The organism is Pontibacterium sp., from assembly GCF_041587635.1.
In the GTDB taxonomy this organism is placed as follows: Bacteria; Pseudomonadota; Gammaproteobacteria; order Pseudomonadales; family Balneatricaceae; genus Pontibacterium.
The window spans coordinates 1-12,241 of sequence record NZ_JBFGYC010000058.1; the positions used below are offsets into that span (position 1 = coordinate 1).

Annotated in this window: 14 protein-coding genes; 10 read left to right on the forward strand and 4 right to left on the reverse strand. The window is 52.7% G+C overall.

Translation table 11 applies throughout. The features are described from left to right. The first annotated feature begins 134 nt into the window (after nucleotides 1–134). From argS to ABYW01_RS05175, 7 genes are all read left to right on the forward strand, one after another. A complete protein-coding gene (gene argS, locus ABYW01_RS05145; RefSeq protein WP_372831434.1) occupies nucleotides 135–1,901 on the forward strand; it encodes an arginine--tRNA ligase in 1,767 nt (588 codons plus the stop codon). A 2-nt stretch (nucleotides 1,902–1,903) separates the two neighbouring features. Then, a complete protein-coding gene (locus ABYW01_RS05150) occupies nucleotides 1,904–2,569 on the forward strand; it encodes an SPOR domain-containing protein (RefSeq protein ID WP_372831435.1) in 666 nt (221 codons plus the stop codon). 126 nt (nucleotides 2,570–2,695) lie between these two features. Next, on the forward strand, nucleotides 2,696–3,226 hold the full coding sequence (gene hslV, locus ABYW01_RS05155) for an ATP-dependent protease subunit HslV (protein WP_372831436.1): 531 nt from the start codon (nucleotides 2,696–2,698) through the stop codon (nucleotides 3,224–3,226). A gap of 18 nt (nucleotides 3,227–3,244) precedes the next feature. Then, on the forward strand, nucleotides 3,245–4,585 hold the full coding sequence (gene hslU / locus ABYW01_RS05160; RefSeq protein WP_372831437.1) for an ATP-dependent protease ATPase subunit HslU: 1,341 nt from the start codon (nucleotides 3,245–3,247) through the stop codon (nucleotides 4,583–4,585). A 157-nt stretch (nucleotides 4,586–4,742) separates the two neighbouring features. Continuing rightward, a complete protein-coding gene (locus ABYW01_RS05165) occupies nucleotides 4,743–5,117 on the forward strand; it encodes a gamma-butyrobetaine hydroxylase-like domain-containing protein (protein ID WP_372831438.1) in 375 nt (124 codons plus the stop codon). Between the two features lie 94 nt (nucleotides 5,118–5,211). Further along, nucleotides 5,212–5,970, forward strand: coding sequence for a bifunctional demethylmenaquinone methyltransferase/2-methoxy-6-polyprenyl-1,4-benzoquinol methylase UbiE (gene ubiE / locus ABYW01_RS05170; protein ID WP_193951395.1), 759 nt, complete (start codon nucleotides 5,212–5,214; stop codon nucleotides 5,968–5,970). 21 nt (nucleotides 5,971–5,991) lie between these two features. Beyond that, nucleotides 5,992–6,615, forward strand: coding sequence for an SCP2 domain-containing protein (locus ABYW01_RS05175; protein WP_372831439.1), 624 nt, complete (start codon nucleotides 5,992–5,994; stop codon nucleotides 6,613–6,615). 12 nt (nucleotides 6,616–6,627) lie between these two features. Here the strand turns inward: ABYW01_RS05175 and ABYW01_RS05180 are convergent, their stop codons facing one another. From ABYW01_RS05180 to ABYW01_RS05195, 4 genes are all read right to left on the reverse strand, one after another. Continuing rightward, a complete protein-coding gene (locus tag ABYW01_RS05180) occupies nucleotides 6,628–7,059 on the reverse strand; it encodes a FliG C-terminal domain-containing protein (RefSeq protein ID WP_372831440.1) in 432 nt (143 codons plus the stop codon). 10 nt (nucleotides 7,060–7,069) lie between these two features. Then, nucleotides 7,070–7,483 (reverse strand): CopD family protein, encoded by a 414-nt coding sequence (locus tag ABYW01_RS05185; protein ID WP_193951392.1) that lies wholly within the window; start codon nucleotides 7,481–7,483, stop codon nucleotides 7,070–7,072. 86 nt (nucleotides 7,484–7,569) lie between these two features. Next, nucleotides 7,570–8,232: a fumarylacetoacetate hydrolase family protein gene (locus ABYW01_RS05190; RefSeq protein WP_372831441.1), complete on the reverse strand. Its 663-nt coding sequence runs from the start codon at nucleotides 8,230–8,232 to the stop codon at nucleotides 7,570–7,572. 134 nt (nucleotides 8,233–8,366) lie between these two features. Continuing rightward, nucleotides 8,367–9,584, reverse strand: a complete 1,218-nt coding sequence (locus tag ABYW01_RS05195) for an MFS transporter (RefSeq protein WP_372831442.1) — start codon at nucleotides 9,582–9,584, stop codon at nucleotides 8,367–8,369. Nucleotides 9,585–9,678: 94 nt separating this feature from the next. Between ABYW01_RS05195 and ABYW01_RS05200 the strand changes: the two genes are divergently transcribed. The 3 genes from ABYW01_RS05200 to serA form a co-directional block, all read left to right on the forward strand. Further along, nucleotides 9,679–10,548 (forward strand): LysR family transcriptional regulator, encoded by an 870-nt coding sequence (locus ABYW01_RS05200; protein ID WP_372831443.1) that lies wholly within the window; start codon nucleotides 9,679–9,681, stop codon nucleotides 10,546–10,548. A 54-nt stretch (nucleotides 10,549–10,602) separates the two neighbouring features. Beyond that, a complete protein-coding gene (locus ABYW01_RS05205) occupies nucleotides 10,603–10,881 on the forward strand; it encodes a pyrimidine/purine nucleoside phosphorylase (RefSeq protein WP_372831444.1) in 279 nt (92 codons plus the stop codon). A gap of 236 nt (nucleotides 10,882–11,117) precedes the next feature. Continuing rightward, on the forward strand, nucleotides 11,118–12,241 hold a 1,124-nt coding region (serA, locus tag ABYW01_RS05210), incomplete at its 3' end, for a phosphoglycerate dehydrogenase (RefSeq protein WP_372831445.1).

The window sequence follows — 12,241 nt, forward strand, 5'->3', positions numbered from 1 at the left end:
ACAATTCCTTGCGATACAGGGATAATATCCGGTTTCCTGAGGTGTCTCTGTCCAGCAGTGTGGTCGCATAATCCACCGCCTGCTGCATAGAGACATTTTGCCTTCCTGAACAGTTAACCGGTATCTGTACGCTGATGAAAGAACATATTGCAGAGTTGATCCAGTCTGCCCTGAACTCACTGCTGGAAAACGGGGTCCTGCCTGCAGATGTGCAACCGCGCATCATGGTAGAAAACACCCGTGACAAGAGCCACGGCGACTTCGCCTCCAACGTGTCCCTGACACTGGCGAAAGCGGCGAAGCGCAATCCACGCGAGCTGGCTCAGATGATCACTGATGCACTGCCGGCATCGCCACAACTGGATCGCACTGAAATCGCAGGTCCCGGTTTCATCAACTTCTTTATGAATCAGGAATCCACTGCTGCGGTTGTGGAACAGATCCTGACGCAGGGCCAAAGCTTTGGTCTGGTCGAGAAAAAGAGCGATGAAAAAGTTCAGGTCGAGTTTGTCTCTGCAAACCCAACCGGCCCACTGCACGTAGGTCATGGTCGCGGGGCTGCCTACGGAGCAACCGTATCTGATTTGCTGGAAGCCGCAGGTGTGAACGTTGATCGTGAATATTACGTCAACGACGCCGGTCGTCAGATGAACATTCTGGCTACCAGTGTATGGCTACGTTATCTGGAAAAATGCGGTCAGGAACTGATATTCCCTTGTAACGGCTACAAAGGCGCTTACGTCCATGATATCGCTGCTGAATTGCAAGCGAAGGAAGGCGATCGTCTGAGCCGTCCGGTTGCGGATGTCTTTGCAGATATCCCCGATGATGAGCCGTTTGGTGGCGACAAAGAGATCCATATCGATGCCCTGATCGAGCGTGCAAACGCTCTGCTGGGTGAAGACGATTACCGTATTGTTTTTGACGCTGGTCTGGATTCAATCCTGACTGATATTCGTGATGACCTCGGTGAGTTCGGTGTGAACTACCAGACTTGGTTCTCCGAACGTTCCCTGACCAGTACCGGTGATGTCGATCGCGCACTGGAAACCCTGACCGAAAAAGGGTTTATCTATAAAGATGAGACTGACGGTAACTTCTGGTTCCGCTCCACCGAATTCGGTGATGACAAAGACCGCGTCGTGAAACGTGCTAACGGTCAGACGACATACTTTGCCTCCGATATCGCGTACCACATGAATAAGTTTGAACGTGGCTACGATAAAGTGATCAACATCTGGGGCGCGGATCACCACGGTTACATCACCCGTGTAAAAGCCGCCATCCAGGCACTGGGCTATGATCCAGAGCGTCTGGTGGTCCGTCTGGTTCAGTTTGCGATCCTGTATCGTGGCGAAGAACGCGTACAGATGTCCACACGCTCCGGCTCTTTTGTGACCCTGCGCGAACTGCGTGACGAGGTTGGCAGCGATGCCTGCCGTTTCTTCTATGTGACCCGCAAAGCGGAACAGCATATGGACTTCGATCTGGAGCTGGCTAAATCTGAGTCCAAGGACAACCCGGTTTACTACATTCAGTACGCCCATGCCCGTGTATGTTCTGTCATGCGCAAGCTGAGTGAAGCGGGCTGGTCCTGGGATAAGGCTGCTGGCCTCGCAGCATTGTCACGTCTGGAAACCGAACACGAAAAAGACCTGATCACCAAGCTGTCCAAGTACCCGGATGTCCTGAAAAACGCCGGTCTTTCTCACGAGCCTCACATGCTGGCAAATTACCTGAAAGAGCTGGCAAGCGATTTCCATACGTACTACAACGCGCAGAAGATGTTGATCGAGGATGCAGAACTGCGTAATGCTCGCCTCACGCTGAGTGAAGCCTCGCGTCAGGTGATCTCTAACGGCCTGCAGCTGCTCGGCGTAAGCGCACCGGAGCACATGTAAGCATGGCAGCGCGCAAAGACTTTGCCTCTAAAAAGCGGAATGGCAAAACCGCCACCCGCAGCAGCGGCAAAAAACCCGCAGCACCGCGCAAGCAGCAACCGGCGGCGAAGAGCAAAAAGCCCTTCCCGCTAAAGTTGCTGCTGGTCACGGTGTTGATGTCTGGCGCGCTGGGCTATCTTCTGTACAGTCTGATACAGGTAAAACCCGGGAACACGGGCACGGTGACCACTGTTAGCAAACCCGCTCCTAAACCTAAAACCGAAGCAAAGAAACCCGAAAAGCCTAAAACGGTTGCGGCAAAACCGCCCAAACCGGACACAGCTCCTAAAGATGAAAAACGCTTCGAGTTTTATCAGATGCTACCCAAAAGCGAGGTAACGACTTCCGACCCTACGGTTTATAAGTCCACACCTCGCAACGCGGTCAACGTCACCCAGTACCTGCTGCAAGCGGGATCCTTCCGTAATCCGGCTGATGCCGATCGGATGCGCGCCCAGTTGATATTGCTGGGACTGCCAAATGTACGCAGCGAAAAAACAGCCAGCGGCAATGCCGGGACTTGGTACCGTGTACGTACAGGCCCCTTTAAGAACCGTACAGAGCTGAAAAACGCCACCAACAAGCTGGCAAAACAGAACATCTTCCCGCTTAAGATCAAAGCCAACTGATCTCATTCGCTTTAAAATGCCCTGCTTTGGTCGAACCTTGCAGGGCAGCCCTTGAAAAAGCCCCGTACGCATCCATATCTAAGTCATTCGATAAACTACATCTATCCATAAAAGGTTCAGTGCTTCATGACTACCATTGTTTCAGTACGCCGCGGTGACAAAGTTGTTGTAGGCGGTGATGGTCAGGTATCCCTGGGCAACACCGTGATGAAAGGCAGCGCGAAGAAAGTAAATCGTCTGCCAAAACATGACGTGATTACCGGTTTTGCAGGTTCAACTGCGGATGCCATCACCCTGCGTGATCTGTTCGAACAGCAGCTGGACAAACATCAGGGCAACATCGTCAATGCGGTTATCCATCTGGCGCGCGAATGGCGTAGCGACCGAGTGCTGCGCCGCCTGGAAGCGCTGATGCTGGTAGCCAACGAAGAAAAAACGTATCTGATCTCCGGCAGCGGCGATGTGATCGAACCGGAAGATGGCGTGATTGCCATCGGTTCTGGCGGTAACTTTGCACTGGCGGCGGCCCGTGCACTGACTGACAACACCGAACTGGCTGCCAATGACATTGTAGAAAAAAGCCTACAGATCGCCGCAGGCATCTGTGTGTTTACCAACGACAACCTGACCATCGAAGAGCTGGATTCAGTAGCCTGATTCCAACGGGAGTTTTTAATGTCTAATATGACCCCTCGCGAAATCGTACACGAACTGGATCGCCACATTGTCGGCCAGGATGAAGCTAAACGCTCCGTGGCGAACGCCTTACGTAACCGCTGGCGCCGTATGCAGCTGAACGAAGAGCTGCGTGTAGAAGTAACACCCAAGAATATTCTGATGATCGGCCCGACCGGTGTCGGTAAAACTGAGATTGCCCGTCGTCTGGCGAAACTGGCCAACGCACCCTTTATCAAAATCGAAGCCACCAAATTCACCGAAGTTGGTTACGTGGGACGCGACGTTGAAACCATCATCCGTGATCTGGTGGACATGGCGATCAAGATGCTGCGTGAAACCGAGATGGAAAAGGTTCGCTTCCGCGCAGAAGAAGCCGCTGAAGAGCGCATTCTGGATGCATTGCTGCCTCCCGCACGTGATACCAGCTTCAGCAACGAGCCGGCTGAAACATCCCGTACTGACAGCGCCACACGCCAGATTTTCCGTAAGAAACTGCGTGAAGGCCAGCTGGACGACAAAGAGATCGATATCGAAGTCGCTCAGCCTCAGGTGGGCGTTGAGATCATGGCGCCTCCGGGTATGGAAGAGATGACCAGTCAGCTGCAGAACATGTTCTCCGGCATGGGCAACCAGCGCAAGCAGAGCCGTCGTTTGAAGGTGAAAGAAGCCTTCAAGATGCTGACGGATGAAGAAGCGGCGGGTATGGTCAAAGAGGACGAACTCAAGCAGCAGGCCGTTGATGTTGTGGAACAGAACGGTATCGTCTTCCTCGACGAGATCGATAAGGTCTGCAAACGTACCGAGAACACCGGTGGCGATGTCTCCCGAGAAGGCGTGCAGCGCGATCTGCTGCCTCTGATTGAAGGTTGCACGGTTAGCACTAAGTACGGCATGGTCAAAACGGACCATATTCTGTTTATCGCTTCCGGCGCGTTCCATCTGGCACGTCCATCTGATCTGATCCCAGAGCTTCAGGGTCGGCTGCCGATTCGTGTCGAGCTGAGCGCTCTGACACCGGAAGATTTCCGCCGTATCCTGACCGAACCCAATGCCTCGCTGACCGAACAGTATCAGGCATTGCTGAAAACGGAAGGCGTCGATCTGACGTTTACTGAAGAAGGTATCCATCGCATCGCGGAGCTGGCGTTCCAGGTCAACGAGCAAACCGAAAACATCGGAGCGCGCCGTCTGCACACGATGATGGAGCGATTGCTAGAAGAACTGTCATTTAACGCGTCAGATCTGGCCGGTCAATCCATCACTGTGGATAAACCGTTTGTGAATAAATACTTAGATGAGCTGAGCCAGGACGAAGATCTGAGCCACTACATCCTGTAAAGCGGATCATCCGTTACACACTAAGGGCGTATACTTAAGAAGCCACTGAACACATGCTGTTCAACGGCGATCTGAGATACGCCCTTTTTATTTTTTGACGTCTTCGACACGCAGTTAACACAGCGTTTTTGAAGACACCTGTTTTGAGGCACCCACAATGAGCCACACGCTTCCGACCGATATCCGGCTACATAAAAAGTCCCGCACTCTTGAACTGGTCTATGGCGACATCAACTACGAGCTGACCGCCGAGTACCTGCGGGTACATTCGCCTTCCGCTGAAGTTCGTGGCCACGGCATTGGCAATGGCGTACTGCAAACCGGCAAACAACTGGTCGGCATCAAAGGCGTCCAGCCCGCTGGGAATTATGCTCTCAAGATCATCTTTGACGACGGACACGATAGCGGCCTGTTCACCTGGGAATACTTGTTGGATCTTTGCCAGAATCACGACCAGCACTGGCAAACCTATCTGCAAAAACTGCAAGACGCCGGAGCCAGCCGTAATGACGGCATGATCGCCCGCGGCTGAGGAACCTAACAGCGGACTTGATACCGGTTAGGGACAAATTCGAACCGTGCCGGTACAATGCGTGCAATTTAATCGTTAAGCGATATCCAGAATCATGACCGACCAAAACAAAGACCAGACCACTCACTTTGGCTACGATACCGTCGATGTGAATGAGAAGCAGAAAAAAGTCGCTGATGTGTTCCACAGTGTGGCGGCTAAATACGATGTGATGAATGACCTGATGTCCGGTGGTGTTCACCGCATCTGGAAACGTTTGACCATCGAACAAAGCGGCGTACGGGCCGGTGGTACGGTACTGGATATTGCGGGCGGTACCGGCGACCTGACCATGCGTTTTTCACGTCTGGTCGGCCCCACGGGCAAAGTCGTATTGGCGGATATTAACGATTCCATGCTGAAAGTCGGCCGTGACCGTCTCTATGACCGTGGCATTACCGGCAATGTTGAGTTTGTACAGGCCAACGCACAAAGCCTGCCGTTCCCGGACAACACCTTCGATGTCATTACCATCGCGTTTGGTCTGCGTAACGTCACTTACAAAGATCAGGCATTGGCCTCCATGGCCCGTGTTCTGAAGCCCGGCGGTAAACTGATGGTATTGGAGTTCTCCAAAACTGACAATCCGGTGCTGACCAAGCTGTATGATTTCTACTCCTTCAACATTCTGCCTCAGATGGGTCAGATGATTGCTGGAGACGCAGAAAGCTACAAATATCTGGCAGAATCCATTCGCATGCACCCGGATCAGGATACCCTGAAAGGGATGATGGAAACCGCGGGCCTGACCTCCTGTAAATACCAGAATATGACCGGTGGTATTGTTGCCCTGCACACAGGCATCAAACCTTAAAGATTACTCAGGATCACAACGATGATTGAGCTGCTCAACGCCACTGCTTTTACCGTCGCAGAAGAAGCGGTCAACACCCTGCTGCAGCGGGACGAAGTCACGCTTGAGCGGCTGGGTAAACTCAGCGGTAAAGTGATCGCTATCCAGCTTACGCTGCCGGCGATCACACTCTATATCCTACCCAACTGCACCGGCCTGCAACTTCAATCCCATATTGAAGACGATGCGGATGTCATCCTGAGCGGCGGCCCCACTGATTTCAGCAAATTGCTGACCAGCAAAGACTCTGCCGAGGCGATGTTTGGTAAAGGGATTACCGTGACAGGCGACAGTGGCTTAGCCAACCGTTTTCAGGAGATTCTGGCCGATACTCAGATCGACTGGGAAGGCGCACTGGGAGATATCATCGGTGACCTGCCCGCCCACCAGCTGACGAACTTCCTGAACTGGAAAGCCAGCAGTTACAAACGCACGGGCAGCAGTTTTATCCACAACCTCGAAGAATACCTGACGGAAGAAGCCCGTATGTTGCCGAGCCGTCCGGAAGTGGATAACTTTCTGAAGAACGTTGATCAGACGCGCGATTCAGTCGAACGTATTGAAGCACGTATCCAGCAACTGCAACACACGCTGCATAGTAACTGAGTCATCCGTCGCTTAACCCAGCATCGGCTCATCCGTTAAGGTGAGCCGGCCTTCTACTTCCAATCTCTTCGACCGATCAACAATACGCTGCTGTGCCGCTTCAACATTTCGCCTCGGCACCGGTGCCATAACAGACAGCTCAGCCTGGATGTTGGCCGCCCGCCCCTTTGATATCCCTATAAGCAACGCCTGCTGCTGTTGCGTGTCTAATCCACGCAGAGCCAGTATCAGATCGCTATCCGAAACCTCAGCCAGGAGCCGCGCCAGCTGAACCGGAGCCAGAACAATCAGATCAGTGAAGGAAAAGCGCTGCTCTATCAGCCAATCGGCGAGAGCCGGGTCATCATGACGAATCTGCACGATCATCGCATCGGAGTCGGCTGGAGACATCCCCGCCAGCATCGATGCAAGTCGCTGCCAGCCGGGTTTGATAGACAATGTCATATTCAGCCGATCAGAACGGCTTCACCACGACAAAGATCAGGATAGGGATAAAGATCAGTAGTGGCAGTTCGTTAAACAGACGGAAATAACGCCCGCTGCGATCGAGTGCACCTGCCTGCATCTTTTTCAGATACGCTTTGCACCAGTGATGATAGCCAATCAGCAACACCACAAAAGTCAGCTTGGCATGCAGCCAACCGCCGCCAAAGCCAAACCCCAGCCACAGCCAAAGGCCGAGACCCAGCGTAAACACCGCCATGATGGTCATAAAGCCGTACAGCTTCTTCGCCATGATCTCCAGCCGTGCAACGTCCTGTCCTGCTTCACGTCCTTCCACGTAGTGCACAAAGATACGTGGCAGATAGAAGATACCCGCCATCCAGCTGGTCATTGCCAGAATGTGAAAGGTTTTTATCCACAACATCGGTTTCTGTTCCTCACTAAGATCCTTGGGTTCAGAGGGTTTTGAAGCCCGCTCTGATATTTCGTACCGCGATACTACGCTGAAACTTATCGAGCGGCCGTTTTCACGCTCAGCAGATCGGTCAGCTCCACCTGCAACTCGTCACCCGGTAATACTGGGCCCACACCCGCTGGCGTACCCGTCAACACCACATCCCCCGGCTCCAGCGTAAAGAAAGCGCTGATATAACTGATCAGTGGCAACACCTGATTGAGCATCTGGCTGCTGTTACCGTTCTGTCTCTGCTCGCCGTTCACGATCAACCGGATCTGCTGATCCTGAAGGTCAGACACCTGATCGGGTTGTACAAATACAGACAGCGGACAAGCCCCATCAAAGGCTTTCGCTTTCTCCCAGGGATGACCCTTCTGCTTCAGTTCATCCTGTAGGTCACGCAGTGTCAGATCCAAGCCTAAACCCACACCGGCAATCGCTGCTTTCGCCGCGCTCAGATCAGCATGCTGTAAACGCTCACCGATCAGGATCGCCATCTCCGTTTCGAAATGCACAGAACCTAAGCCCTGCGGCACCGCAAACGGCTCTTCCATCGCCACAACACTGCTCGCTGGCTTGATAAACAACATCGGCTCAGTCGGAATCGGGTTGTTCAGCTCGGCAGCATGATCAGCGTAGTTGCGCCCCACACAAACCACTTTACCCAGTGGCAGATCGATCTCAGTGTTATCCTTCATTCGGTGCGTGTATTGCATAGTGCCTCCCCTCTCTTTTCAGCTGCGCCATCTTAGCTTGCTGTTGCCTCCGGTAAAAGTTGCAAACTCCGGTTAACGACAAAAGCCCGCGCTGAAAGCCAGTCGCGGGCGCTACCACTTTATAAAACACTGAATCAGGAAAACTGTAACGGTCGTTTATCCTGCTGATACAACCATAGAGCAGATAGCAAGGTACAACTCAGCACCAGTAAAGATCCAACCACGATGCCGTGCCAACCGGCCCACTGCCAGAACGGATCAAGATAAAAGCCACCGCAGCTTGCTCCCAGATAGTAGAACACCAGATAAAGAGAGTTGGCACTGGCACGGGCATGGGGCGCTGCCCGACTGACCCAGCTACTGGCGGATGAATGCGCCAGAAAGAACCCAAAGCTATTCAGCAAAAAGCCCGCAATAATCGCCCACAAACCGGACGACAAAGTCACCAGTGAGCCCAGAATCAGCACACCGATGCCCAGCGCGATAACGAGCGGCTGTGGCGCATACTGAGCAATCTTGCCCGAGAATGCCGAACCAATCGTACCAGTCAGGTAAGTAAGGAATAACATGCCCAACAACGAAGCGGGTAGATTATAGGGCGTATCGGCCAATACAAAGGTGATGTAACTGTACTGATTGATAAAGATAAAGAAGTTAAAGCCACCAATCAGGTACGCGGTCAGCAACAGAGGATTACGCAAGTGGCCTAACAGATCCCGTCCCATGGCAACCGGGTGCAGCGGCTTGGCTTTAAACTGGCGGGAGTTCGGCAGTAACAGCGCAAAGGCAGTCAAACACACCACACTGACCAGCGTCATCGCCAGAAAGGCATCTGACCAACCCAGCCAGTCTCCCACAAAACCACCGATCAGGCGGCCACTGATCCCCCCCAGAGTGTTACCACTGATGTAGATCCCCACCGCCACCATCAGTGCTTTTTTACTGAACTCGTCTCCCATATATGCAATGGCGATAGCCGGAAGTCCCCCCATCAAGAAGCCTTGAGCACCACGCAACCAGAGCAACGTACCGTAATCTTGCGTCTGCGAGAGTAACAACGTAATCAGGCTGGTACCGCCAATACTCAAAATCATCAGCCACTTGCGCCCAATCGCATCCGATAAGGGCCCATACACCAGCAGCGACAACCCCAGGGTGAGTGTCGAGACCGTAAAACTCCAGCCTGCTTCCAGTGCACTGACGTTAAAGTCCTGCGCCAGCATCGGTAACAACGGCTGGGTCAGATAGAGGTTGGCAAAAATCGTATAGGAGCCCAGACACAATGCCAGCGTCGCGCGCCAGAACAGCGGACTGCCAGTTTCAATATCAGATGAATGTGTCGTCGCTGTCATAAAACCTCCCAGATTCAGTCCGGAAGATTAGCAACGCCTAATGAATCATTAAAATATATACTATTGATCACTTACATAAGATTTATTGATCATTATGGATATTAAACCCCTACGTTACTTTCAGGCTATCGCCGACGCTAACAGTTTTACCAAAGCGGCTGAACAACTGCATGTGGCACAACCCGCCATCAGCATGGCCATTAAAAAACTGGAAGCCGAGCTGGATCTCACACTGTTTCACCGCCATGAACGTCAGATTAGCCTCACCGACGAAGGCAAAAAGTTACTCCTGCACAGCCGTCGCATCCTACAAGCCATTGATGATGCCCGACTGGAGATGGAAGAACTCAAAGGCCTCACGAAAGGCGAGGTGCGGGTCGGCATCCCCAGTATGTTGGGGTCCTATTATTTCCCCCCCATCCTGATGGCCTTTCGCCACCGTTATCCTGAGCTGGATCTGTCAGTGATTGAGGGCGGTACCTGGCAGCTTCAACAGATGCTGGAGCGAGGCGAGCTTGATCTGGCGATCATCGTGGCCGACGTTCTGCCGCAGGAGCTACATGCACGCACCTTTCTGCGTGAACAAATGCTCGTCACCGTGGCGAAAGATCACCCTCTGGCTCAACAAACCGCTGTCAGTTACGACGACTTCTTCCGTGAAGAGCTGGTGATGTTTAAAGAGGGCTATTTCCACCGCAAGGTTGTTGACCGTTTGGCGGCCAAAACCGAGTGCACGCCCAATATTAGCTTTGAAACTAACCTGATCCCCCTGATCAAAGCGATCGTCACTCAAGGCTTCGGTATCAGCACGTTATTGGGCATGGTGATAGAGGAAGATCCCGACCTGATCGGACTACCCTTTGAAGAACCAGTATGGCTGGACCTCTCTATCGCTTGGCGTCGCAATGGTTATCTCTCGCGGGCAAATCAAGCCTTTGTCGACTTTCTGCTGGAACACAGCTGACAGCCTGCAACGGACCCTCTATGATGCTGCGCAGCTATTTAGAGGACATAAAACATGAACGTAAACGAATATTTCGACGGTAACGTAAAATCCATTGGCTTCGAAAACAACGAAGGTCGTGTCACTGCAGGCGTTATGGCACCGGGTGAATACGAATTTGGCACCAGCGAAGACGAGCTGATGAAAGTCGTTTCCGGTGAACTGATTGTGAAGCTGCCAGGCGAAGGCGAGTTCACAGCGTACCCAAGCGGCACCGAATTCAAGGTTGCAGCGAATCAGAGCTTCCAGCTGAAAGTAGAACAGGCCACTGCGTACCTGTGCTTCTACAGTTAAGCTAAGCCTCGCTTAAACGGCGCGTTTTGCCGTCGACAGGGGTCTAAACCCCTGTCTGTTCTCCCTTGATCCTGCGTGATCTTCTGTACCCTACCTCACTTCATCTTGAATATTTTTCCAGCAAACTCCCGTCAAGCCGCGTCCTTTTCATGTGGCCCTGTGCTAATATATCGCCCTTGATTTTAGGCCGATTGACCCCGGCGGAATATTCCGCCCCATACGAGAGTTAGCAGAAGATGAGCCCAACTACTTCTCTTGAAAAGAGCAAGATTAAAATTCTGCTGCTGGAAGGCGTGCACCAATCTGCGGTTGATACCCTCAACGCACACGGCTACAGCAACATTGAATACGTAAAAGGCGCACTGCCTGAAGCAGAACTGATCGAAAAGGTGAAAGACGTTCACTTTATCGGTATCCGTTCACGCAGTCAGCTGACTGATAAAGTCTTCGACGCCGCTGAAAAGCTGGTTGCCGTTGGCTGTTTCTGCATCGGCACCAACCAGGTGAATCTGACTGCAGCAACTCAGCGTGGTGTCGCTGTCTTTAACGCACCTTACTCCAACACCCGTTCCGTAGCGGAGCTGGTATTGGCGGAAGCGATCATCCTGCTGCGTGGCGTAGCAGAGAAGAACGCTAAAGCACACCGTGGTGAGTGGCAGAAATCTGCAGTGAACTCTTACGAAATCCGTGGCAAAAAGCTGGGTATCGTAGGTTACGGCAGCATCGGTTCCCAGCTGAGCGTGCTCGCTGAATCTCTGGGTATGGAAGTCTATTTCTACGACGTAGTGACGAAGTTGCCGCTGGGTAACGCTACTCAGATCGCGTCCATGAAAGAGCTGCTGGGCATGTGTGATGTCATCTCCCTGCACGTTCCTGAGACTGGCGCGACTAAAGATCTGATGGGCAAAACTGAGTTCTCTCAGATGAAGGAAGGTTCTGTCTTCCTGAACGCAGCCCGCGGCACCGTCGTCGACATCGACGCTCTGTGTGGTGTACTGGCAGAAGGTCGCCTGCTGGGTGCAGCGGTTGACGTATTCCCGGTTGAGCCTCGCACCAATAAGGATGAGTTTATCTCTCCTCTGCGTGAATTCGACAATGTGATCCTGACCCCACACGTGGGCGGCTCCACCATGGAAGCCCAGGAAAACATCGGTTACGAAGTGGCTGAGAAGCTGGCTAAGTACAGTGACAACGGTACCTCTATTACTTCCGTAAACTTCCCGGAAGTTGCACTGCCAGAGCATCCGAATGTTCACCGTCTGCTGCACATCCACAACAACGTGCCAGGTGTACTGACTGCTATCAACACCATCTTCTCCGAAAACAACATCAACATCTCTGGTCAGTACCTGCAGACCAA